At 36.9% G+C, this 23,878-nt stretch carries 30 protein-coding genes; 27 read left to right on the top strand and 3 right to left on the bottom strand.

Annotation, left to right across the window (positions count from 1 at the left end):
* Nucleotides 1-423 precede the first annotated feature (423 nt).
* Nucleotides 424-648, top strand: coding sequence for a hypothetical protein (locus Q0376_RS08640; RefSeq protein WP_298706567.1), 225 nt, complete (start codon nucleotides 424-426; stop codon nucleotides 646-648).
* Nucleotides 649-719: 71 nt separating this feature from the next.
* Complete coding sequence (locus Q0376_RS08635; RefSeq protein WP_298706565.1) at nucleotides 720-1,091, top strand: hypothetical protein; 372 nt, start codon at nucleotides 720-722, stop codon at nucleotides 1,089-1,091.
* Here Q0376_RS08635 and Q0376_RS08630 read toward each other — a convergent pair.
* Nucleotides 1,084-2,094 (bottom strand): tyrosine-type recombinase/integrase, encoded by a 1,011-nt coding sequence (locus Q0376_RS08630; RefSeq protein ID WP_298706564.1) that lies wholly within the window; start codon nucleotides 2,092-2,094, stop codon nucleotides 1,084-1,086. The two genes, Q0376_RS08635 and Q0376_RS08630, sit on opposite strands and share 8 nt — an antisense overlap.
* Before the next feature lie 31 nt (nucleotides 2,095-2,125).
* Here Q0376_RS08630 and Q0376_RS08625 point away from each other — a divergent pair, with 31 nt between their 5' ends.
* The 8 genes from Q0376_RS08625 to Q0376_RS08590 all read left to right on the top strand — a co-directional run bounded on the left by Q0376_RS08625 (nucleotide 2,126) and on the right by Q0376_RS08590 (nucleotide 6,433).
* Nucleotides 2,126-2,569 carry a hypothetical protein gene (locus tag Q0376_RS08625; RefSeq protein WP_298706563.1) on the top strand — a complete coding sequence of 148 codons (444 nt, stop codon included), beginning with the start codon at nucleotides 2,126-2,128 and terminating at the stop codon, nucleotides 2,567-2,569.
* Entirely contained in the window at nucleotides 2,562-2,702 is a 141-nt protein-coding gene (locus Q0376_RS08620; RefSeq protein ID WP_298706562.1) for a hypothetical protein, read from the top strand. The genes Q0376_RS08625 and Q0376_RS08620 overlap by 8 nt, the downstream gene beginning before the upstream one ends.
* Before the next feature lie 5 nt (nucleotides 2,703-2,707).
* The gene (locus Q0376_RS08615) at nucleotides 2,708-3,223 is read left to right on the top strand and encodes a phage holin family protein (protein WP_298706560.1); all 516 of its coding nucleotides are present in this window, start codon (nucleotides 2,708-2,710) and stop codon (nucleotides 3,221-3,223) included.
* A gap of 15 nt (nucleotides 3,224-3,238) precedes the next feature.
* The gene (locus Q0376_RS08610) at nucleotides 3,239-3,799 is read left to right on the top strand and encodes an N-acetylmuramoyl-L-alanine amidase (RefSeq protein ID WP_298706558.1); all 561 of its coding nucleotides are present in this window, start codon (nucleotides 3,239-3,241) and stop codon (nucleotides 3,797-3,799) included.
* Nucleotides 3,777-4,355 (top strand): hypothetical protein, encoded by a 579-nt coding sequence (locus tag Q0376_RS08605; RefSeq protein ID WP_298706556.1) that lies wholly within the window; start codon nucleotides 3,777-3,779, stop codon nucleotides 4,353-4,355. Before Q0376_RS08610 ends, Q0376_RS08605 begins: the two co-directional genes overlap by 23 nt.
* A gap of 373 nt (nucleotides 4,356-4,728) precedes the next feature.
* On the top strand, nucleotides 4,729-4,932 hold the full coding sequence (locus Q0376_RS08600) for a helix-turn-helix domain-containing protein (protein ID WP_298706554.1): 204 nt from the start codon (nucleotides 4,729-4,731) through the stop codon (nucleotides 4,930-4,932).
* A gap of 166 nt (nucleotides 4,933-5,098) precedes the next feature.
* On the top strand, nucleotides 5,099-5,440 hold the full coding sequence (locus tag Q0376_RS08595) for a hypothetical protein (protein ID WP_298706552.1): 342 nt from the start codon (nucleotides 5,099-5,101) through the stop codon (nucleotides 5,438-5,440).
* Nucleotides 5,441-5,785: 345 nt separating this feature from the next.
* Nucleotides 5,786-6,433, top strand: coding sequence for an NAD(P)H-binding protein (locus Q0376_RS08590; RefSeq protein ID WP_298706550.1), 648 nt, complete (start codon nucleotides 5,786-5,788; stop codon nucleotides 6,431-6,433).
* A gap of 48 nt (nucleotides 6,434-6,481) precedes the next feature.
* Here the strand turns inward: Q0376_RS08590 and Q0376_RS08585 are convergent, their stop codons facing one another.
* Nucleotides 6,482-6,892 carry a hypothetical protein gene (locus Q0376_RS08585; protein WP_298706548.1) on the bottom strand — a complete coding sequence of 137 codons (411 nt, stop codon included), beginning with the start codon at nucleotides 6,890-6,892 and terminating at the stop codon, nucleotides 6,482-6,484.
* 418 nt (nucleotides 6,893-7,310) lie between these two features.
* On the opposite strand from Q0376_RS08585, the gene Q0376_RS08580 reads away from it, so the two are divergent.
* The 10 genes from Q0376_RS08580 to Q0376_RS08535 all read left to right on the top strand — a co-directional run bounded on the left by Q0376_RS08580 (nucleotide 7,311) and on the right by Q0376_RS08535 (nucleotide 18,858).
* Complete coding sequence (locus tag Q0376_RS08580; RefSeq protein ID WP_298706547.1) at nucleotides 7,311-8,489, top strand: zinc ribbon domain-containing protein; 1,179 nt, start codon at nucleotides 7,311-7,313, stop codon at nucleotides 8,487-8,489.
* A gap of 297 nt (nucleotides 8,490-8,786) precedes the next feature.
* Nucleotides 8,787-10,328: an AbgT family transporter gene (locus Q0376_RS08575; RefSeq protein ID WP_298706545.1), complete on the top strand. Its 1,542-nt coding sequence runs from the start codon at nucleotides 8,787-8,789 to the stop codon at nucleotides 10,326-10,328.
* A gap of 541 nt (nucleotides 10,329-10,869) precedes the next feature.
* Nucleotides 10,870-12,234 (top strand): hypothetical protein, encoded by a 1,365-nt coding sequence (locus Q0376_RS08570; protein WP_298706543.1) that lies wholly within the window; start codon nucleotides 10,870-10,872, stop codon nucleotides 12,232-12,234.
* Nucleotides 12,235-12,411: 177 nt separating this feature from the next.
* On the top strand, nucleotides 12,412-12,651 hold the full coding sequence (locus Q0376_RS08565) for a helix-turn-helix domain-containing protein (RefSeq protein WP_298706541.1): 240 nt from the start codon (nucleotides 12,412-12,414) through the stop codon (nucleotides 12,649-12,651).
* A 72-nt stretch (nucleotides 12,652-12,723) separates the two neighbouring features.
* On the top strand, nucleotides 12,724-13,293 hold the full coding sequence (locus Q0376_RS08560; protein WP_298706539.1) for a zinc-ribbon domain-containing protein: 570 nt from the start codon (nucleotides 12,724-12,726) through the stop codon (nucleotides 13,291-13,293).
* A gap of 39 nt (nucleotides 13,294-13,332) precedes the next feature.
* The gene (locus tag Q0376_RS08555; RefSeq protein ID WP_298706538.1) at nucleotides 13,333-13,551 is read left to right on the top strand and encodes a hypothetical protein; all 219 of its coding nucleotides are present in this window, start codon (nucleotides 13,333-13,335) and stop codon (nucleotides 13,549-13,551) included.
* A gap of 230 nt (nucleotides 13,552-13,781) precedes the next feature.
* Nucleotides 13,782-14,153, top strand: coding sequence for a pyridoxamine 5'-phosphate oxidase family protein (locus tag Q0376_RS08550; protein WP_298706536.1), 372 nt, complete (start codon nucleotides 13,782-13,784; stop codon nucleotides 14,151-14,153).
* A gap of 352 nt (nucleotides 14,154-14,505) precedes the next feature.
* Nucleotides 14,506-16,353: an ABC transporter ATP-binding protein gene (locus tag Q0376_RS08545; RefSeq protein WP_298706534.1), complete on the top strand. Its 1,848-nt coding sequence runs from the start codon at nucleotides 14,506-14,508 to the stop codon at nucleotides 16,351-16,353.
* Entirely contained in the window at nucleotides 16,350-18,101 is a 1,752-nt protein-coding gene (locus Q0376_RS08540) for an ABC transporter ATP-binding protein (RefSeq protein WP_298706533.1), read from the top strand. Before Q0376_RS08545 ends, Q0376_RS08540 begins: the two co-directional genes overlap by 4 nt.
* A gap of 106 nt (nucleotides 18,102-18,207) precedes the next feature.
* A complete protein-coding gene (locus Q0376_RS08535) occupies nucleotides 18,208-18,858 on the top strand; it encodes a DsbA family oxidoreductase (RefSeq protein WP_298706531.1) in 651 nt (216 codons plus the stop codon).
* Between the two features lie 75 nt (nucleotides 18,859-18,933).
* Here Q0376_RS08535 and Q0376_RS08530 read toward each other — a convergent pair whose 3' ends face one another.
* Entirely contained in the window at nucleotides 18,934-19,431 is a 498-nt protein-coding gene (locus Q0376_RS08530) for an MBL fold metallo-hydrolase (protein ID WP_298706529.1), read from the bottom strand.
* 45 nt (nucleotides 19,432-19,476) lie between these two features.
* Here Q0376_RS08530 and Q0376_RS08525 point away from each other — a divergent pair, with 45 nt between their 5' ends.
* The 7 genes from Q0376_RS08525 to Q0376_RS08495 all read left to right on the top strand — a co-directional run.
* Nucleotides 19,477-19,737, top strand: a complete 261-nt coding sequence (locus Q0376_RS08525; protein WP_298706526.1) for a hypothetical protein — start codon at nucleotides 19,477-19,479, stop codon at nucleotides 19,735-19,737.
* A gap of 248 nt (nucleotides 19,738-19,985) precedes the next feature.
* Nucleotides 19,986-20,318 carry a CRISPR-associated endonuclease Cas3'' gene (locus Q0376_RS08520; RefSeq protein ID WP_298706524.1) on the top strand — a complete coding sequence of 111 codons (333 nt, stop codon included), beginning with the start codon at nucleotides 19,986-19,988 and terminating at the stop codon, nucleotides 20,316-20,318.
* Between the two features lie 128 nt (nucleotides 20,319-20,446).
* The gene (locus Q0376_RS08515) at nucleotides 20,447-21,058 is read left to right on the top strand and encodes a hypothetical protein (protein ID WP_298706522.1); all 612 of its coding nucleotides are present in this window, start codon (nucleotides 20,447-20,449) and stop codon (nucleotides 21,056-21,058) included.
* Nucleotides 21,022-21,303, top strand: a complete 282-nt coding sequence (locus Q0376_RS08510) for a hypothetical protein (RefSeq protein WP_298706520.1) — start codon at nucleotides 21,022-21,024, stop codon at nucleotides 21,301-21,303. The genes Q0376_RS08515 and Q0376_RS08510 overlap by 37 nt, the downstream gene beginning before the upstream one ends.
* 88 nt (nucleotides 21,304-21,391) lie before the next feature.
* Complete coding sequence (locus Q0376_RS08505) at nucleotides 21,392-22,750, top strand: hypothetical protein (protein WP_298706518.1); 1,359 nt, start codon at nucleotides 21,392-21,394, stop codon at nucleotides 22,748-22,750.
* 12 nt (nucleotides 22,751-22,762) lie between these two features.
* The gene (cas5c, locus tag Q0376_RS08500) at nucleotides 22,763-23,524 is read left to right on the top strand and encodes a type I-C CRISPR-associated protein Cas5c (protein WP_298706517.1); all 762 of its coding nucleotides are present in this window, start codon (nucleotides 22,763-22,765) and stop codon (nucleotides 23,522-23,524) included.
* Nucleotides 23,521-23,878 (top strand): type I-C CRISPR-associated protein Cas8c/Csd1 (locus Q0376_RS08495; RefSeq protein ID WP_298706515.1); only part of this gene is annotated, 358 nt, incomplete at its 3' end. The genes cas5c and Q0376_RS08495, both read left to right, overlap by 4 nt.

The following is a 23,878-nucleotide window of genomic DNA, read 5'->3' as shown; positions in this document are numbered from 1 at the left end:
TCCACCTTGGCTACTTAATTAGTGCCAAATACATATAACCATGCTGATATTTCTGTGTTTGTCCTATTGAGCGCATGTAAATAAGCGACAGCACTACTATTATTGACCTTAAATGATGCTTGCTCTATAAATGTTTCAGAGCTATCCACAAGGCCTGAAACATGCCCTAAAAACTTATTTAATTGTATAGGATATGTTATCGATGTTTGACCCTCAGAGTAGCCATCATTTAGTCTATCCGCTGTAGTTGCTGTTACTTTTATACCTTGGATAAAGAGAAAGCTGAAAAAGGAGGGATTTAAGCATAATAATTTTCAGATAATCAACAAATTATAAGCAGTTGTAAATGATGATTTACCGACTGCTGGCTATATTATCAATTAATTGATAATATACATGTTTACAGCATAAGGAGGAGGTAAATTGCATAATTTATTTATTAATCAAGGAGACGACTTTGATGTTACCTTTAAGTTAGATGGATTAAATGGAAAGGCATCAGACTATCGTTTTAAATTTGGAGCTCGACATTGTTACGGCATAAATAAGTTAGACCTTGAAGCAACTTGTCAGGTAATTGGAGATGATTTAATCAGATTGTGGTTACCTCGGACTATCACCTCTAAATTACAGGCAGTTAAGGTGTAAAAGAACCGTACGAAAATTTAGAGTTTGTAGGAGATAAGGTAATTATTGACTTTGGGAATGCAACAGTATTTATGATGCGTTTGGATGGATTTAGAATCCAAGCAACTGTATTAAAAATTGGTGACATTAAACGTATAGTTGACGCTAGTACATTAGATACTAAGGAGTTAACAATCGCAAAACAACATCAAATCAGAGTGCTTGATGTTGGAACAAACGAGCTTGATTCCATAGATACTAATGGACACAGCATTATTGTTGATTTACGTAACGCACCAAACATGGAGCAGTTGATGAATGAGTTCATGAATAATCATAATAACTCTAATAGTTTTGTTATTTTTAATTATAATGGAGCGCCTGTTGTAGCTGATTTTTCGTTTAATATTAAAACTATAGACGACTTACTATCCGAGCAGCCAGACTTGAAGGGCCTTATTTAAGCAACTTAATCGCTTTGCGTAGTTGCGATAGTGTTTTATGTGTGTATACGCCATCTGTTACATTATTGGCAGCATGGCCAAGTAACCGTCTTTTGGCATTGTAATTGGCGTTGGCATTGTCAAGTAAAGTCGCAAATGTGTGCCTACAATCGTGAGTTGTATGAGTTGCTTTAATATCAGACATAACTGACTTAAATCTGCGTGATATTTGTGCATAGGTTGGGATAGTATCACCAAGTAAATATTTAGTGTTATTTGATAGTAGAGACTGGATGAGTGGCCATATTCGTTCATGTATTGGTATTATCCTGATTCCCGATTTAGTTTTGGACGTTTTAATGTCAAAGTACTTTTGTTTGATATTAATATCTGTACGCTTTAAATGTCGCAATTCGGTTGACCGCATACCGCTGTAAAGCATTATAAGTGGCAGATACGCATTAGGATTTTGGCAACGCCATAGTTTATTGATTTGTGCAGTGGTAAAGGGTTTATGTGGGCGTACTGGTGTATTCTTGCCTATGGTTAGGTAAGTGGCTAGATTTTTATCAGTCCATTCATTGATTAATGCATATGTATATAGTTGATTAATTAGTGATCTAATTTTTTTTAGACTAGCGTAGGATAGACCAGCATTAATCATGTTGTCTATTACGCTTTGTAATTGTCTGTACTTAATAGTATTAATTGGCATAGTTGCGATAGCCCCTAAATGACGTAAACCATTAATATAACCATTGGCTGTAGATGGACTAACATGTTTTGAGTGAGTTGGAAACCAAGTCTTATATATCTTTCCTAAGGTGATGCTTGGTTGAGGTATATCTTGACTATTAAATTTAGCAAGTGCATCTAATGCATCAGCTTTAGTTGGATAATAACCAATAATATGGTAAATGGCACGGCCGTTATTTTCATAGCCTATAGTTTTTCTTACCATAAAAGGTCGTCTTCTAGCGCCTGATAATTTACACACTTGGCCGTAATTATTGGGTAATTTCATTTTTACTTACCTCCAGAAAGGAATGATTAATTTGAGTGAAAATATATATGTAAATATTTTATCTAAACCTAATCAAAAAGGAGAGCAAAAAAGAATTTCTTCGTATCTCGTAGGGATACATGCAAAGACTGAAGAAAAAACAATTGAACTTGCTAAGAAGGAATATCCAGACAATGATTTTTTAGTTACTGACGAAGATAATTGGGTAAAATTATCTAATCCATTAGAGAAGTATGTAGTAAAAAGCGGAAAAATTGTTGTTGGAGAGCCTGATGAAGTATCAAAAGAAGAATTACAGCAGCAGAAAATATCAGAACTAGAAAATGAATATAATGCAGCTGTAAAAGATTTAAGTGATGCTTTAATGATTGCACGTTTAAAAGGTGATACAGTTGCTGAAGAAAGCATTCAACATGATTTTGAAGAATTACAAATATCGTATAAAGAAGAAAGAGAGGAAATTGAAAATGTTTAAACCTAGTAAACGATGCGGTTATTGCGCTCATAAGTTGGTGGATGATAAATGTATTAATAAAGAATGCATTATTAATCAAATTGAAGAAAAAAATACAGTTGAAAAAGTAGATGATAAACAGGGTGATAAATAATGACTATGATTTCGGAAATGTGGAATTCTTTAATTAGTGCCTGGTGGGTAAAAAGTGCACTATCTATTGTGGCAGCAATAGCAATCTGGTTGATTGGCTTAAAGCATGTACAAGTGTTAGGGATATTTATTCTGCTTGTATGTATTGATTTAGTTACAAAATGGGCTAGTATAGCTTATAAAATGTTAATTGAACAATATAAGTATAATCCTATTGGTATTGCTGTTTGGGAAAAGTACCGTGCGATTCCCACGGCATTTGAAATGGGATTAATTAAAAGTGAGTATATGAGAAAAGGATTTGTCAAAAAAGTACTGACATATGTTGCAGCCACTATGGCTGCTTTTTTGTTTGATTATATGAGTGAGCAAAAAAGTTTTGCAGTTAATTTAGTTTGGTTGTACTTAGGCTCATCAGAGTTTTTGAGTATTCTAGAAAATTTGCGTGATGGTGGGAATCAGTCCATGGGGCGTTTTTTAGAATTAGTTAGAGATAAGATTGAACATAAAATTAAATTGTAGAAAGGGGTAATTTATATGAAAATTTTAATTAATGCAGGTCATGCATATTTAGGGAATCCAGATCCTGGTGCAGTTGGGCCAACAGGATTGAGAGAGTGTGATGTAGTAGCTGCTGTAGGTGGTCTGGTACAAAAGTATTTAATTGATGCAGGGGTAGAATCAGATTATATTCAAGATGATTCTTTAGAATTTATTTGTGCTACTGCAAATGAAGGCAATTATGATTTATTTTTGTCGATTCATTGTAATAGTTTCAATGAATCTGCAAAAGGAATTGAAGTATATACAAGTCATGGTTGGACTGATGCAGATAATTTTGCAAGTTGCTTGATGGCACAAATGTCTGAAACATTCCCTAGTCTTGATGTTAGGGCAGATTGGTCAGATGGTGATGTTGACAAAGAAGCAGGCCTCTATGTATTAAATAATACAATGATGCCAGCAGCTTTATTTGAATTGCCTTTCATTAGTAATCCAGTTGAAGAAGAATGGTTACGAAATCCGATTAATCAAAATGAAGCAGCTAAGGCGTTGGCAAGAGGGGTGACGGATTATGTGGTACAATACATGTCTTAGTTGGCTAAAAAAGTATTGGAAAAATATTGTTATTGTGATTACCACTTTAATCGCAATTTTGGCGATTTTTGCATATGCTCAAAAAAATAAAGAAGAGCCAAAAGTAATTACTAATTATATTGTAAGACAGGCACCACTAAATGAATTTGCCAAAGCTATAGATGTAAATAAAGTAGAAGCCAAGGAGATTAGGACAGAAATAATAAAAACAGAAAGTAGAAGTCCTGATGCACAATTTGCAGTTAAAGCATCTAATTTAGATCGAGCGACTATAGTCACACAAAAACTTATTGAAGAAAAAGATGAGAAGCTACCTAAACAAGCTTTAGAAAAAACAGATAGAACGGTAATTACTAAAAATGAAGATAGGCAGACTGTAGATGTATATAAAATAAATCTTAACAAAGGACATAAAATAAAGGTTGGTGCTACTTATTTAGAAGATAAAACTTATTACAATATAGGTTATCAGGCAGGACGGACAGAAGCTTTAGTTCACATGAAAGGCAGTAAAATAAAAGGGGCAACAGTTTTGACTACTATTGCTCAATGGTAATGTTAAAAAGCCCACAAGGTTAGAATAAATCTAGCTTTGTGGGCGATTTTTTTGTTTAAATTTTAAATAAAAATATTGACAATATAGCCAAATGGCTATATAATGTAATTGTAGGAAGGAGGTGATACCGATGGACATAGAAAAAATAATAAGCCTTGCAACTAGTATAATCAACTTGGCGGCTGCAATACTAATTTACAAGGCTTCTAAAAAGTAGAAAAGCACGGAGGGTGAAAGCCCCTCCACTTCCTAACTCAATTATACAGCAAGGAGATTAAAAAATGCAATATTTAACACTTGGGATACAAATTATAACAGTTATTATATTGGGGTTGGCAGGATATAATTTTTACAAAAGGAGTAAACAGTAAAAATGACTATAGACGAAGTTTATTCTATTGGTGAAGCTTCAGAGATGTGGGGCGTAAATAGAAGTACTTTGAAATTTGCTTGCACTGGGCAGAAAGGGAATCCACCTAGATTTAGCAAAGATGAGTGTAGAAAAAGTGGCAGTGTGTGGTTAGTTACTTATGATGGAATGAAGCGACTATATGGTGAGCCGATAAAGGGAAAATAGCTTGCCCCTACGACTGCCCCTATGACGAATAATTTAGTTAAGAAGTACGGTAATTAATGCATTTAATAGGGGCACTCTCACCCTCCTCCGCCATTAAAGTAGCTTGTTTTATGTTAGAAGGTACGATACACTTACAATATAAGGGTTGTGTTTATGGAGGTCTAACATGAATCCAATAGATATTGTAATGAAAAAGTTCTCTACATGGTTGCGTGATGAATGGGACGCACCTGAAAATATGATTCAACCTATAATAGATGTAGCAAGAAAAGAGATGCCAGACTTAAAGGATGGCTCACCTCTCCTAATGGAGGGAATTTATTTTCCTCATCTAGCAGCAATATGTCTAGCACAGGTAATCGCAAGGGAAATCGGAATTCCAGAAATAAATCGAAAACGCCAGTGGGGAAAAATAGGAAGAATGATAAAAGACAGAAGCTGGGAAAAGAAGCGGAAGTTCTTAACAATGTGTCTCCAAAGCGACTACGAAGACTTAAAGGATTCTTAGAAATCACTAATAAAATTAGTCCTGATATAAGTCACGGTTTTATACCGTGGCTTTTTTGTTGCACAAAATTTTCTAAGGTTTCTTATATGGGTGATTACTAGTATCTTGATAATAAGGCCTACCCCTAGAGTGTTTATACCTCCCCAAATATTTCCTGGCCGTACAGACGAAAAAATGAGGGTATTTTTTATGCTTAAGCGTTTTAGGAAGTCTAAAGTGCTTTTAGGATATGCTGAAGGTCTGAAAGAGTCCCCATATGCTGGGTAGGAATTTTTCTTAAGTTTAGCGAATTAATATAATATATACTTTGTCAGATAACATAATATATAAAGAGAGGTGTACTAGATGAAAGCCATTGTAGTAGGCGCCACGGGCGCAACGGGGCGAGATGTACTTAATTTATTGTTGATGGATGATCGATATGATGAAATCATTGTTTTGGCGCGCCGCAGTTTAGGTGTTAGTCATAGTAAATTAACAACGCATGTAGTTAATTTTGATCGGATTAATGAATGGGGCCACTTAATTGATGGCGATGTGTTGTATTCCTGTTTAGGCACAACTCGTAAAGCCGCAGGAAGCAAGGAAGCGCAGTGGATAGTCGATTATAGCTACCAATTTCAAATTGCCGAAGTTGCAAGGCAGCATGGTGTGGGTCATTATATTTTAGTCTCCTCTGTGGGAGCTGCACCAGATTCAAAATTTTTCTACTTACGCATGAAAGGGCAATTAGAAGAGGCCGTTAAGCAATTACATTTTACAAAAACGACTATTGTGCAACCGCCATCTCTAATTCGTAAGGTGAATAAAAAATGGTTTGGTGAAGGGATTTCAGTTAAAATTCTAGAAAAGCTTAATGAATTTGGTTTGTTCCCTCATTTAAAGCCTATGCCCACAGAGGTGGTGGCTAAGGCGATGGTGAAAGCTTCGATTATCCAAGGACCTGGTGTAGTAATCTGGGGACCAGACGAGCTGTGGCGTGCAGGCCAATAATAGATGAAATAAAAACATGCCACTACAAAACAGTAGTGGCATGTGGTGTTATTTTTTATACGATTCCATAACTTTTTCTATGAAAGCACTATAAAATAAATCGGGCATTGACTCACCATTAAGGGACGCATAGTTTACATTAAATGTTTCATCTTTATTAATTGTAAACTGGATTTTTACATCTGCTTTTTTATTTAGGAAGAGACATTTCCCGGTGAACTCTACGACTCTTTCTTTATCATCGGTAGTAAAGGATTTCCATTTACTATCGTCAAAGAAATTATCAAAGGCTTTGCCTATAGGAATGTTAGGATAACTATAGAATGACCCTTCGCGTACGATTTTGACATATTTATCATGGCCACAACCGGCAATAAGCGCTGTAATCACAATCAGTAAGGTGAGGCAGAGTAACATGCGCCATTTTCGATGAGATTGAAGACGAGTTAATGAGTACATAGAAAACTCCTTCCTAAGCCTGTTCTTTGCCCTGATTTTATAAGGGGGACTAACTGATAAAATAGAGCTAAAAAACAAGAGCATTACATAGAATAAAATAAAAATAAAATGAAGAAATACTTGTTAATAATAGTATAAATGAAATTTATTAGATAGTCCATATACATGATGTGACTTATATTAAACTCATATATGACTATTATCACGTATATATGGAAAATAAGCACATATATAGGAAGACTAAACATATATATATGCTTACTAGGCACAGTATGTATAGCATTAAGAGGGCGAGTAGCTTATAATATAAAGTATAAATATAAGATGAAGTCAGAAATAAAATGACTTATGGATTTTGAAGTGGTATTGTGTAAGAAACTGATAAAAGAACAAGTTTTGGAAGGGAATGGGTGAGGTCATGAATCGAACAGCGAAATTTTGTACATCTTGTGGAACACCAATCAAACAAGGATCGCAATTTTGTACAGGTTGTGGCAAACGTCTAGTTGCGGATCCTGTAGTGAACCATATGGCAAATCAAGGGGCTATGCCAGCAAATGGGGGGACACCAGCGGGTGGATTTACCCAAGTTGCCAGCCCTGTGAATAGTGGCGTATTAACTCGAATGGCGCCACCACCAATGGCGTCAGCAAATCCTACTCTGTCAGCTCAGGGAGCTATGCCAATGAGGGCAGCTCTGTCAAATTCAGGGGCTGTACCTAATGGGGCTCCAGTTAGTACGGGGCGACCTCATATGGGGACTATGTCTCAAGGTCATGCACCTACAGAAGGATTAAGCGCTGTAGGTACAGCAGAGCGTATATTACTTGAACACAGGTCTTTGCCAGAGTATCGTGAGGCCCTAAGACTATTAGGTAACGCTGATACTCATGATGTAAAAGCGTCCTTGTTGCTAACCTTAGCTCATCTATATGAATCGATTGATAGTATTCAAAGAGCGATTCAACAAGTAGATGCTGCTACGGCACTCAATGGCAGGGCGATTAACTCCTTTGGTGGTACAGGGCGAATGGCCATGGGAACTCAGCAAGCAGGGCAAAATTTCGGCACTGCAGCACCTGGTAGTGCTTCATTGGCTAATCAGGCGGCATCAGGGAGTGCCTCGAATTGGGGGCAGGCTGTTGTGGCTGGAGCGGCCGCTGGCGTGGCCAGCGGTGTGGTACGAGATATGCTCCATGATGGTGGTTCTGGATATTCTGTTAGCCATACAGTAAGTGATACATTAGATGATGTAGGCAATACCTTGGCTGATGCTAGTGGCGCTGTTTTCGGGACCACTGAGCTGGTAGGTGATACGGTGGCAGATACTGCTGATGGCGTTGTAGACATGGTAGCTGACGCGACTGAATCGGCGGGCGATTATTTGTCCGATGCTGCTGAATCCATAGGTGATACTATGGACGATGTTTTTGATGACGCCGAGGATATGTTAGCTGATGCCAGTGATATGGTGGAAGATGTATTAGACGATGCGACAGATGCTGTAGAGGATTTAGCTGATGAAGTTCTCGATGGTGACACACTCAGTGATGCGGGCGATGCACTAGGAGATTTTTTTAGTGATTTATTCTCATAAAACTACCGCATATAAGGGGATGGAGCTAAGTTCTATGAGGGCATTCCAGGACTTTTTAAGTTAGATTCACAAACAAATGTATTCTTGACAGGGACTGTTAAGAGTGCTAATATATATTCTATAGTATAGATGTATAAATACTTAAAAAAACATAATAATGATTCAAAGAGGAATCTAATCAAAGGATGAGTACAAATTGTATAGAAGTACACTACATTGATTGGATTCCTTATTTTTATAAACTATGCGGACGTAATTAAGTATCTATCATCTATAAACCGTTTAGGAGGGGATATTATGGGTGAATCTAATGTAAAAAAGAAAAAAACGATTATGGAATTATTTTTAAGTGGTGTAGAATCAGTGGGCAATAAATTGCCGGACCCTGTATCCTTATTTATTATATTAGCTATTTTGACAATTGTAGTTTCAGCTATTATGGCTAATATGGGAGTGGAAGTAGTGCATCCTGGTACGCATAAGACGATTAAGGTTGTTAATCTTTTATCTGTGGACGGCTTCCGCGAGATTTGGGGGAAAGCTGTAAACAATTTTTCTACCTTCGCACCCTTAGCCATGGTATTAGTGGCCGTAATTGGGGCCGGGATTGCTGAAAAAAGTGGCTTCTTATCTGCTTTTATGCAAAAGATGTTAGGTGATGCATCAAAAGCCATGGTAACCTTTGTAATTATTTTTATTGGCATTAATGGCAATGTGGCTGGTGATGCGGCCTTCGTAGTACTTCCGCCAGTAGCAGGGGCCATTTTCTTAGGCATGGGTCGCAATCCATTGCTCGGTGTGTTTACAGCCTTTGCTAGTGTGGCAGCTGGATTTTGTGCTAATATGATGCTAGGTATGTCTGACTCACTAGCCTATGGTTTTACAGAAGCGGCAGCACATATTGTAGATCCTAATTACACGGGCTCTCCGGCAATCAATTATTATTTCCTTTTAGTATCTTGTATTTTATTAAGCATTACAGGTACAGTTGTAACGGAAAAAATTATGGCGCCACGCTTTTCCAATGACAATCTAGATCGGTATGAACTCGATCATGAATCGTTTGAATTAACGGAGAAAAAGAGCCGTGCTGTGACCATTTCATTGTGGGCTCTATTGGCTACCTTAGTAGTGATTGTATTGCTTTGTATTGGGGACAATCCGATTTTAGGGGACCCTAAAACAGGCTCTATTATGGATGGTAAATCGCCATTTATGCAAGGGATTATTTTGCTAGTTACGATTATCCTCTTTGTACCAGGTTGTGTATTTGGTTTTGCTTCTGGTAAGTACAAAAATGACAAAGACATGTTTGCCGATATTTCACTAGCTTTTAAAGATATTTCCTCATATATTTTGCTTTGTTTCTTCTGCGCTCAATTTACTAGTTACTTTAATTGGTCTAATATAGGGGCTGTGCTAGCTATAAAAGGGGCTGAAACATTGCAGGCTTGGAATTTTACGGGCATTCCATTGATTATTGGTTTGATTATTGTATCCTGTATTGTAAATATTTTTATCGGCTCTGCTTCGGCTAAATGGGCGATTTTAGCGCCTGTTATGGTGCCTATGATGATGATGCTCGGCTATGATCCTGCTTTGACACAAGTGGCGTATCGCATTGGGGATTCTATTACTAATCCATTATCTCCATTATTCTATTACTTCCCATTAGTATTAGGTTTCGTGCGAAAGTATGAAAAGGATGCAGGGATGGGCACAATTATTGCGAATATGATTCCTTATTCCTTTAGCTTTGCCATCGTTTGGATTATCATGATTGCTGTATGGGTATTCTTTGATTGGCCATTGGGACCGGGGGGCAATATTTACTTATAATATGCCTTGAAGCAGTATATAATCAGGCTGATTGTTAGTTTGTATAATAATATATAATTGTAGTTCATATATAATAAAAAGACATTTCTAAGGAATATATTAGAAATGTCTTTTTTTGCTTATTGGCATAAAACATTCACTTTTATATGGTGAGGCAAATTTATGATGTATATATGTTAAAAATAGCATAATATAGGCGAATAGAGAAAAACTCATTGTGAAATAATGAATCATAGTTTTACGCATAGTTTGGCTATTTAGTGAATCTCTAACTGAAACTTATGGATACAATTGTAGATTGCTTAGACGCAGTATCCAAAAGGTACAGGAACTACTCTACAGATGTTTTAGAGCTATTTTAGAGATGGCTACACAGCGCTATAAGTAAAACTCGACACAGAATGTTATGGAATTTGTAAACAACAATTGCATAGGGGCTAATAAAATAGTTCTATTAAAATAGGCGGGACCTTGGTACAATAGAAGGAACATAAGCAGTCAGAAGGGCTGCTTGTGTATGAACTATGTAGTGAGGTGTTTTATGCATTTACAAAATAAAATAAAACGGCGCCTGTTAGTGAGTGGTATTACCATCGCTTTATTGGGCACGGGGCCGTTTGTCCCAGGGCAAATGGTAGCAGCCTATGGCTGGGAGTCAGTTTTAGCAGCGAAGGTGATTCCTGTACCATCCTTACCGAGTATTGATTTGAATCCTTTGAAAATGGCTGGTAAATTATTAGGTTTAGTTAGTGACTCTCAAAAAGGAGTCAAAGAAGGTAAAAAGGTAGACTCTAATTATAAATTTAAAGCCACAAAGGTAGTAAATGGTGGACAAACGATCAAAAAATCGCTAGCTAATTCTGATAAGGACGAAAATGTTGTGTTAGTACAGAAGAAGGGCAAGGCTAATTTAAAAGGAGCCACGCTTACTAAATCTGGAGCCGCCTCATCATTAGAAAAGAGTTTAGGGCGAGGACAAAATGCAGCCCTTTTAGTAGCACCTTATAGTAAGGCTGAAGTAAAAAATACCCTTATAAAGACCAATGGAACCGGTGCGAGTGGCCTAGTAGCAAGTGGCAAAGAGTCACAAGTAAAAGGGCAAGATGTGACCATTAATACAGTTGGCACATATTCTAGAGGAATTAATGTAGCCTACAAAGGCCGCGTTACTATAGACGGAGGACAAATTAACACGTCGGGGAATTATTCCCCGGCGCTTGCCATTGATCGTGAAGAGGGGCAGTTACAAATACGCCATATGAATTTGCAGACCTCTGGCGTGGCATCGCCTTTAGTGTATAGTACCGATGAAGTCGAACTCGAACAGGTAAAGGGGCAATCCAATACGCAGCTGGCCATGATTGAAGGGGCTAGTGAAGTAAAGATTATTAATAGTCAGATTGTAGGTAACGGTGGTTTTGTTCTTTATGACAGTGAATTGGGCCTGGCTAAATCGGGAACAAGTAAATTAATGATTCAAGGTGGCCGTATTGATGTAAAGGGCGCAGAACCACTCATTGAAGTGCAGAATACGAAGGGACAAGTACAGCTAAAAGATACCATTATTTCCATGCCTCATAGTGAGCTCTTGGCCACGGTAGGACAAGGGCAATGGGCTGGCAAAGGGAGTAGTGAATTAGAGCTTAAAGCTGAGAATGAGAACTTAGCAGGGACGATTGTAGCCGAGCCGAAGAGTAAAGTGCAAGTAGCATTAAAAGCTTCGACTTTAACTGGTGCTCTTAATCCAACAAAAGAGGCCAAAAAGATGGAGCTTTCCTTAGATAATAAGTCTACTTGGAATGTAACAGGCGATTCGTATATAACAAAGCTAGACAATGAAGATAGTACGAATAGCAATATTCATACGAACGGTTATAAGGTGGTTATTGGTACACAAACCTTATAAAATTTAGTTGACTATTCATTGCAAATGTTAATAATCTATCTTGAATTTTGCAGTTAATCCCTGTACGCTTAAAAATGAGCTTGTTGTGATTGAAATATGACTTAGTACGCCTATGTTGAATATACAAATTTCTGTAATAATATTACTAAGTGGTTGTATATTTCGAGGTGAGTTGTATTGGAAGCTAAACACGGCAATGCTCATCGATTGATTGGCGCTAAAATTGCCTATTGCCGATCGGTTAGAGGCCTAACGCAAAGTGCGTTAGCAGAGCGGATAGGAATTAGTAGTGGCACCCTCAGTCGTATTGAGCGAGGACAGTATTGGCAAAGTCTTTCTGTAGACCTATTGCTTGATATAGCTGAAGCACTTCAAGTAGAAGTGAGTGCTTTTTTACATCCCAATGAGCTTGATTAAAGATTAGAATCATTTGTTATGCAATGAGTTTTGACGGCGGTCAGATACTTGTAAGAGCGAGGTGGGATTGGTATGAGTAAATTTTGTTCGAATTGTGGTAATGCCTTAGAGGCAGGTAGTAAATTCTGTAATCATTGTGGTACACCTGTAGATATGGACGCCTCCGTATCAGGGGCGAATGCTTCGGGGACTGCGCCGGGCGCAATGGGGAATCATCAAAATGTTGGAGCCGGCAGTGCTAATGGCAATGTTAATAGCAATGCTAGTGCAGCGCCAGGTAATCAAGGGGTTAATGCCAATGCGCAGAAAACGCTGGATGATATACAGCAAAGTGGCGAGAAATTGATGCAAGATGGGCAAAAATTAGCCCAAGAGAGTGCGCAGGCTTTAAATCAGTATATTCAGAATATGAAATTTTATAGCCCTACTATGAATGATGAGAGTGTGGTAGATCACTTTTTCTCTTTTAAAGGACGCTTAAATCGCATGCGTTATTTTAAACGACTTCTTTTAATCGAAGTTATTTATCTTGTTTTAGAAGTCGTGGTGCGCGAATTATTTGGTGATCCATTCTTTGGTTATTTAGATGCAGGCGGGAAAATTGTATTCTTCCTTATAACTATGGTGTATGGGGCTTCCTAGTTATGTCTTAGTTTCCGACGCATTTTAGATTTAGATGGCATGAATAAGTTAGGTATGCCTCTCATTGGTATTTTAGCTTTGACCGTGCTAATTATAGCCTGCTCTCCTAATGTAGAGTTAGAATCTTGGTTTGATAGTAGTGCTGATACATTTTACACTATAGCTATAATGGTACAATTTATTGCATCTATGTTACTTTTATTCCAAGAAGGCACTGTTGGGCCTAATCAATATGGACCCGACCGCGTGTCTCGATAGAGCGTGTATCTAGATAGAGCGTGTATATAAATAGGGATTGTAAAAAATAATGAGAGTAAAAAACCTAGGTAATGTATTTGCCTAGGTTTTCTTATTTTACTAAGGAACTCTTGAATCATGCTAAGTAAGGCTTCAGATAAATAATGATATTATTTATCATTAAAATATGCTATACTATAAACATATGTTTTGTAATTATTATGTTTGTTTTATATAAAAGGAGATAAATAATGTTTCCACAGAAATTTTTTGATGTGTTAAATCACGAAGGCGTTGTGTCCCTCACGACTTGGAGTCATGATGAAGCACATGTGACCAATACTTGGAACTCTTATTTAAAAATCAAAGAAGATACTATTTTGTTACCCGCTGCAGGTATGACAAGTACAGAAGCGGATTTAAAAGTCAATAATCGTATTATTGTAACGTTAGGGGCTCGTGAAGTAGAAGGTTTTAATGGCTATCAAGGGACTGGATTTCGCGTTGAAGGCACAGCGTCCTTTATTACGGAAGGACCTGTGTTTGATGAAATGCAAGCAGCGTTTCCATTTTTAACTCGTGTACTCGCTGTTAAGGCAGCTACAGTAAAACAATTGCTTTAATTTCGTATTTAACACTATTGTTTTATTGTACAGGCAATACAATTTTATGGTGAGACAGTTTCTATATAGAATGAGATAATTTCTATATAGACTGAGTTAGTTTCCATAAGGGCTATAACGAAATGGTGATGAATCCATGGCGTTATAGCTTTTTTCTTATATAGGAAAAGGTTGTAAAAGCATTTTTAATGCGGTAATATGATACATGAACCGTATAGAGAAAATTCAATATTAAAGATATAGATGTACGATGAGATGTACGATGTAAGTGTAATAAATTGGTTAGCTTAGCATGCATTTGCTAACCATTATAAACGCACAGACATAGGAAAGGAGTTATGAAATTCATTATATGTATAAATATATAAAACCCTTAGTGGGGAGTATTATATTAGTTGCTATTGCTTCTATGATTCATGTAACGAGTGCGCTTATTGTGCCAACTTTGACGGCACTTATTATAAATAATGGTGTACTACAAGGTAATATGGATGTCATAGGTTCATTGAGCACGCAGATGCTAGGGGCATCCTTAGTTACTGTTATAGGTGCTTTATTCGCCGTATATATGAGTTCACACATTGCGTCCCGTATTAGCTTTGCCCTTCGTGCTGATTTAGTACAGGCGCTACAGGCCTATTCCTTATCGGATTATTCAAAATTTGGTACTGGCACATTACTGATGCGGACTACGCGAGATGTGGAGAAAATACAATCTGTTTTGGCAGAAGGGATTAATTTAATTTTACCTATGCCCATCATGATACTTGGTGGCTTAGGGCTGACTTTTTATAAGAGTACTGAACTGGGCTTTGTGATTTTAGTGATTATGATTATTATGGTTACAATTATGGCCTTGATTCAAAAGAAGGCATTGCCCATTGTACGGCGGGTACAATTACAAATTGATAGTATTACTGACTTAGTGCGCGATCATATGCTAGGTATGTCGGTGATACGAGCCTTTAACCGCAGTACGGATGAAAATAATCGCGAGATTTCCGCCTTTACGCATATGGCGGGGGAAAATACACGCTTAGCACGGACCTATGCGATAGGCTTGCCTAGTATTTTGATTATATTTAATTTGAGCACTGTTATTATATTGTGGGCTGGGGGCTATAATGTAAGCGCCGGAACATTACAAATTGGTGATATTATGGCAATTATCGAGTATGCCACTTTGATTTTGTTAAATCTCCTTATGGCTGTATTCGTGTTGCTTGATGTACCAGAAGCTTTAATTTGTTATCATCGAATCCAAGAAATTCTTCAATATAATCCGACCAATCCTAGTGTAAAAGGGGCTCTTTTACGCACGAATGGAGCTACGCTAGGCGCAAATGGAAATCTTCTAGGCACAAATGGAAACCTTCTAAGCACGAATGAGAATCTTCTAGGTGTGAATAAAGCATCACATCCTACTGAAGGAGGGCTAGCAGAACGACCTGTTATTTTATCTTTTAAGGATGTTACCTTCCGCTATGACCACGCTGAGGAACCCGCTTTGAACGAAGTATCCTTTAATTTGCATGAAGGCGAGCATTTGGCTATTATGGGTGATATTGGTTCAGGGAAAAGTACCATTGCAAAATTAATATTAGGTCTCTTCCCTATTGAATCAGGGCGCATTGAGCTGTTTGGACAGAATTTATTTGAGCAAGACTTAATAGCGCTTCGAGAATATATTGGATATGTGCCACAAAAAGCCTATTTATTCACTGGTTCTATTGCAGAAAATATTTCCTATGGCGCTAGGAAGGATCAAGAGATTACCTTAGCTCATATTGATAAGGCCTGTACATTAGCGGGAGCTAAGGAGTTTATTATGAAACTCCCAGACACTTATGAGCATCAATTATCGCAAGGTGGTACTAATATATCTGGGGGGCAACGGCAGCGTTTAGCTATGGCGAGAGCCTTACTGCGCAGTCCGAAGATTTTAATTTTTGACGATAGCTTTTCTGCCCTTGACGGAACTACAGAACAACAGGTACGACAAGCCATTGACGAGGAATTGGCTAAACATAAAGAGCGTGCCTTTATTTCCATAGAGCAAAAAGTAAGTGCTGCACGTAAGGCTGATGCCATTCTTCTCATAAATCAGGGGCAAGCTGTGGGCTATGGTACACATGAAGAATTAGTTGAAACATGTCATATTTACCGTCAAATTGTAGCCTCTCAGGAGGTGGCACTATGAGATTATTTAGACGATTTTTGAGCGAGTCACGAGATCAATGGGCCTTACTCCTCCTTTTAGTGCTGGTCCTTATTGGGGCGGCCCTATTTGAAATGACAGCACCGCGTTTATTAGGTCAGTTTGTGGATGCCATTGTAAGTGGTTTAGCAAAGGGACTATATATTGGCACCATCATGGACCAATCTGATTCGATTATTTTAGGTTTAATTGCGCTCTATGGGGCCCATGCTATTTGTACGTATATAGGCGAATATATAATGGGTGGCGTTGCAGAGGCCATGGTACTGGATTTGCGCAAGCGAGTGAGTGCTCATTTATATAGACTTCCTATGTCTTATGTAAATGCCCGTAATCGAGGGGATTTATTGAGTCGCTTGACTAGTGATTTAGATGCGATTAGCGAGACGCTAAAGGAAGGGATTCCTGGGCTCATTTCTTCTTTTATTGGCATTGCCGGTGCTGTTACCATGATGATTCTTATTAGCCCTACCTTAGCGGCCATCATTATTGGTGTTATCGTAGTGGGCATTATCTGTTTGTCTTTCACTTCAAAATGGGCGCGCTCTATTTACTTGCGTCATCAAGAAGCGCTGGGTGCTTTTAATGGAGGCGTTGAGGAAGTTGTATCTGGTAAACAAATCATCGAAGCATTTAGCCTAGAGGCCATCATGACGAAACAATTAATGGGCCTAAATGGCACTTTGCTTAAGACAGAACGTAAGGCAGGCTTTATGGGACAAATTATTATGCCTTTGGTAAGTTTTATGAACCAAATCGGCTATGTATTAGTGGCCATTCAGGGGGGCCTATTTGTATTGCGCGGGCAAATTACCCTAGGTGATATTCAGGCCTTCTTCCTCTATGTGACACAGGTAAGTGATCCTATATCGCGAAGTTCCTATATTTTAACAAAATTCCAAGAAACTCAAGCAGCCTTAGGGCGTATTTATGAGATTTTAGATACTCCAGAAGAAGAGGACTTAGGCAACCAGTGTTGGTCCGGGGCGCCTAAAGGCACTATTACCTTTGATAATGTGTGCTTTGGCTATACAGCAGATAAACTTTTATTAGATAAAGTATGCTTTACCATTCCTTGTGGCAGTTTAGTGGCCATTGTAGGTCCTACTGGGGCTGGTAAAACTACTTTGGTGAATTTAATCATGCGTTTTTATGAAATTTCTAGCGGCACCATTTCCATTGATGGCATTGATATTCGTTCCTTGTCTCGTCAGGCATTGCACCAAACGGTGGGCATGGTACTGCAAGATACGTGGATTTTCACGGGTACCATTGCAGATAATATTGCCTATGGTAAGCCTGATGCCTGTCGTGAGGATATTGTAAAAGTGGCAAAATTAGCCATGGCTGACCATTTTATTCGTACATTGCCACAAGGGTATGATACGATATTAAAGAATGGGGCCGATGATTTATCTCAAGGGCAACGTCAGTTGATTACTATTGCAAGGGCCTTTTTGATGAATCCGAGTGTACTCATTTTAGATGAAGCGACAGCGAATGTAGATACGCGCACAGAAGTGGAAGTGCAAAAGGCTATGAGCACGCTCTTAAAAGACCGTACGGGCATAGTAATCGCCCATCGCTTGTCTACCATCCGTGATGCAGACTTTCTACTCGTTGTAAATGATGGGCAGATTGTGGAACAAGGCACACATGATGAATTATTAGAAAAAGGCGGCTATTATAAAGAGCTATACAATAATTATGCTAAAGGTATGAGTGTGTAGAATGCGTATGAGGGCTTAGACATTTATGATTTTGAGGTAATGGTATGTGAGTACAGTATGCCATTGGTTTTGAAGTGAAAATTCTCTTTATTTATAGGAGGTTATGATGGAAATTATATATTGGTCAGATTATGCTTGTCCCTTTTGTTATATTGGACGTAATCACTTAGAAGCGGCAATTCAAAAATTAAAAGGAGAAGGGGACTTTACTGTTACGATGAAGGCCTTCGAGCTTGATCCAGATGCACCTGCTATTATGGATGTGTCAGTCGTAGACTTCTTTGCTGAAAAATATGGTATGTCTCGTGAGGTGGCAGAAGATAAAATTAATGGTATTAATTTAATGGGGCAGGCCATTGGGCTTGATTTTCATTATGATAAGGCAAAAAAATGTAATACCTTTGATGCGCATCGCTTAACGAAATTGGCTCAATCAAAGACACCAGAGACGGCTAATGCTCTTAGTGAAGCCTTATATAAAGCCTATTTTACAGAAAGTAAAGCTTTGTCAGACCACCAGGTCTTAGTTGAGGCGGCGGTGTCAGTGGGCATTTCCAAAGAAGAGGCTATGAAGGTACTAACCTCTGATGCTTATGCTAAGGAAGTACGTGAAGAAGAGGCCTTGGCCGCTCGGTATGGCATTCAAGCAGTACCTTTCTTTGTGGTAAATGACCAAGTTGCTTTACCAGGGGCTTTGCCAGTAGAAGAATTTGAGAAAGTGCTACGTGAAATGCTAGAGAAAGCCAAAGCGAATTAAAAGCAAACTAATTACAATAACGAATTAAAAGAAGTCCCTAACCGACTGTATAAACAGTGGTTAGGGACGTTTTAATTATAAAGTAACCGTTTCGCCATCTTCAGGAATGGTAACTTGTTTTTCTAATTCCGAGCCTTTTACATACTTGTGCATATCAGCGCGGCTAGTAGCGGTGTGATTTACAGTATCCATGTGAACGGTAATAATTTTAGCTTTAGGTGCTAGTTTAGCAGCTTTACCTACATCTTCGGTGCCCATGATAATGCTATCATCATAGCCTAAGACTTTGGCATAGCCTGTATTCATAATGAGTACATCGGGTTCATAACGATTGAGGTTTTTGTTAATTTCGGGGGTCCAAATAGTATCGCCCATTAAATACACCGTGTTTTCATTTTCTTCGCTGAACACAACACCCATGGCATCTCCGAGATTGCCAGCGAGTACTTTATTTGTATACATTTCGGCGGTTCCATGAGAGCCAGAGCGCTTAGTAATTGTCACACCATTAAAATTAGCAGATTCTTCTAATACGCACACATCAGTGAAGCCTATGATGCCATATTCCCTCAATTACCCTTATGCCAACGGGTGGCTAATGATAGTAAATATACTCCTGTGTTTAAAGATCAAAGCTTGAGTGAATATATTATTAATAGCTTATATTTAAAAGAAAAAGACCGTCAGGTAGAAACACTTATGAAAGAGATTAACTTACCTCGTGCATTAAGCGAATCCATATTTCTTTTTTGCGTGCAAGGCTTATATGCAGTGAATCAGCAACATAATTGGGAGCGTAGTGATGCGTGGCTGGAAGCACAGCGAGGATTGTTTCAGTTTATTGAAGGGGGACTGAGGGAGGTGGGGAAGAATAGGTAAGCGTATGAGGCGTCTATGCACTGATATTTAAGCTAATCCAATGTTAAGGTGATTTATAAGAATCAGCGAATGACATTGGTTATAGTAGTACTTTAATGGTATACTTGAAATACATAATATGGATTCTTGGAAAGGTTTGATATGATGTTATTTCTGGGCTATGTAAATCAATATAGACATATTATGCTTCAAATTGAATACTTAGTATTATATAAATTACTTTAAATAAAAGCACTTTTGTTGTAGTTATGAGATTTAACTATAGTGAAGGTGCTTTTTGTGTAGAAATTTTAGAAATACATAAGGAGTTTATTATGATGGATATACATGATTTAGTTGCACATATTAAGCAGGGGTCAGGGGAAAGGCAAGGACTAATTGAACATTTATTAAATTGTGCTACATATGCTAAAGATATGGGGAAATCTATAGGTATACCTCATATGTGCTTTTTACTAGGATTATTACATGATGCCGGAAAATATCGACCTTCATTTCAGGAATATATTTGTGAAGGTACTAATAAGAAGGTTATTCACTCCACAACAGGTGCTAGATTGATAAAAAAATATCACACTTAGTATCAAATATTATAGCAACGAACGTAGAGTTAAAAGAAGAAAAGAGAGCACGATCTTTATATAACGAAATATTAATTTACGCTATTTTAGCTCATCATGGTTTATTTGATATAGTTACTGAAGAAAATTTGAATGTAGAGCGGCGCTTAGATGATTATGATGGAGATAAAACAGAAGAAAAGATAGGGGAAGAGCGATTTTTTCAAGAATGGGATAAAGTAATTCAAGAGATATATGGTAAATCTTTAGTAGATATTTATCTAGAGGGATTTTTAGAATTTATTCAGTGGAATTATTTAAAGGAAGAGCTTCTAGTTAGATATAATGAAGAAATGTCGAAAGCAGATAAGAAAATTGCACAAACTTTTTACGAAGGTTGTATGATGAGGGTCGTGCTGGCAATTTTAAAAGAATCCGATATTTATGACTCTGCAAATTTTGGAAGAAAGATTGTTGATAAAAGATATACAGACAAAGAGTTAATAGAAGTATGGGATAAACTATCTAATCAAACAAATATTTTTTATAAGTCTTTACAGACTCAAGGGACTCAATCAGAGTTGAATTTTGTAAGAAATAAATTAGCTGAAGAGGTATTAGATAAAGCATCTATTTGTAGAAGTGGTAATTTCGATTTGCGACAGAAAATGCAAAATGTTTTAAGAAGTCTCGTATATTTTATACTACCGCTTATTTATCTGTATTGGAGCAAAATGCTAGACAAATTCGGAATGTTCTAACAAATAATGGTAAAGATATAGGTAATGATGATTATATTTTAGAGCACCATAGTAATATTGTGGATGATAATCTCTATACAGAAGATGCTGATATGAATAATATGTATGGAGTTAATACTGAAAAAGAAGATTATGGGGCTGCTACTTACTTAAGAGAAAGTTGGGAGGCACCAGTAATTTTAACAACAGTTGTGCAACTAAGTAATACTTTATTCAAAAATAAGGCGATTTGCAAAATTAATTAATTCAACCATTATAGTTGATGAAATACAGAGTTTACCAGCAAATACAGTATATATTTATAATTTAATGATGAATTTTTTGACAAAGTGTATGAATGTTACATTGATTCATTGTACAGCTACGCCACCTAGTTATGATAGAAAAGAAGTCTTAAAGCATCCTTGTATATATGGATTAACAGGGGATGCTGAGGATTTTGTAGGGACAAGTAAATATCAAGAAATCACAGAGTTGACTAGTAGGGAATATAGTAATAGCAATGTATTTTCTCGTGTTATATATAGAAGTCTATTAGGGCTTGATTGGCAAAAACAATTAGAAACTGATGAACTAGTTAATCATATATGTGAACGATTAAAGTCCAAGAAAAGTATACTTATAGTTTTAAATACAAAGGGGGCTGTAGAAAAACTATATGATGCACTATCTAGAAAGTTTAATGAAGTATCTGAAAAGGATTCTATGGCTGGATATATTGATAGTGCAGGCGATGTGTCGGGGATTGAGAGCGAATTTGAACCATTGTTATATTATTTAACTACTAATCAGTGCGCAGCTCATCGCTTAGATTTTATTGAAGAAATAAAACTACACTTAAGAAAAATTAGAGATAAAAAAAGTGATAGACCTTTAATTTGTATAAGTACTCGACTTATTGAAGCTGGGGTGGATGTAGACTTCGATATTGTATATAGAGACCTAATTGGAATATCAAGTATTATTCAGTCAGCAGGGAGATGTAATCGTGAGGGAAAATTAAAAGATAAAGGAATTGTTTATTTGATGGAATATAGTGAATCCAATTTACATAACTTATCGATTTTCCAAAGTGAATGCTTAGCTACTAGACTTACACTAACTAATATAGATAAAAACAATTTGAAATATTGTGAAGAGGATTCTAGCTATGAGATGACGAATTCTATATATATGTTGTTGGATGAGTATTATAAAAGGTTATATAAAAATATTAATAATAACTCTTTGGAGTTATCTTATCCATTAGAAAAGAGCTTTATTCAACAGACTTTATTAGAGCTATTAAGCACTAATAGGCGTATATGTGAATATTATTTACAGAATCATTCTGTTAATAGAATTAAAGGAGCTCTAAAACAAAGTTTTAAGTTAGCAGGAGAACAGTTTAAGTTAATTGATGATCAATCCATAACGGCGATAGTTCCTTATAATAATCATCGACTGTTGGAACAGCTATACATATTAGTTGATAAAATTAGTGACTATTGTAATGTAGAATATTATGGGCAATTAAAGCATATTCTAAAACAGTTACAGCCATATACAATTTCGATACATAAAAATGCAGTATCTAGCTATGAAGAATATTTGCATTTTGAATTAGATAAGAAGATATGTATTTTATCAACTGAAGGATATAATTTGAAGACTGGACTAAAAAAGGGAGAATTTGACAATTTAATATACTAAGGAGAGGATCTCATGTTTAAATCAAATCCATTTTATTTGAAAGTGTTTGGAGAGTATGCTTTATTTACTGACCCTATGTCAAAAGGTGGAGGTGAGAAATTTACATACCAAGTGCCTACATATCAGGCACTAAAAGGTATTGTTGAAGCAGTTTATTGGAAACCAAGTATTTACTATGTTATAGATAGTGTGAAGGTATTAGAGCCTATAGCTATGGAAACTAAAGGGGTTTTATTACCACTAGGAACAAATGATACAAAAACAGGATTACAAAAAAAAGATTTGACTTATGTTACATATTTAAAAAATGTAGCCTATGCTATTGAATATCATTTTGAGTGGAATAAGGCTTATCCTGAATTGGAAGCTGATTGGAATGAAATCAAACATGAGCAGATTATTTTACGTTCTATGAAAAAAGGTGGAAGACATGATGTGTTTTTAGGTGCAAGAGAATGTATTGCACATGTGGAACGATTAAAGCAATCAGAGTATGAACAACTAGAAACTGCATATAAGGGGGATATTTCTTTGGGGATTATGTTTCATTCGTTTATATATCCTGGGGAAAGTACGGGGAAGAAAACATATGAAGATAATCGTTTATATTCTAATTTTACACCTATATTTATGATGAATGGAAAGATTAACTTTGTACGGCCGGAAGAATGTAAGATCTCACATAATTTGCGTGAATATCAGAAGGTTAATTTTAGTAAAGTAAAAATGGTTAATCAGGAATACAACTGGTATGAGGAGTGTGATGTTGAATGAATTTACTAAGAGCATTATTAGATACTTATAATAATGCAGAGCAACAAGGTTTAATAGATGTATCTCAGTCTGTTTTAGAGCCATGTATATTACCTTTATACCATGATAGCAAACGTGCAACAGGGAAGAATGATATTTTTGAAGTGACTTTAAATCACGAAGGAGAATATGTATCTAGCCGTTTTCTACAAGAAAAGGAATATATAATATTCCCAGTGAGTGAAAGTTCTATGAATAGAACACGCGGCGCAGCACCTCATGTTGTTAGTGATGAAGTTGGGTATGTAACGAAGACAAATATTGGAAGTAAAAAAGATGGTGAAAAATACCAATTATATATAAATGAGCTAAATG

It is taken from the genome of uncultured Veillonella sp. (genome assembly GCF_937981445.1).
GTDB lineage: Bacteria > Bacillota > Negativicutes > Veillonellales > Veillonellaceae > Veillonella_A.
The sequence above is the reverse complement of the archived record's forward strand: the minus strand, read 5'-3'. Positions and strand labels throughout refer to the sequence as shown.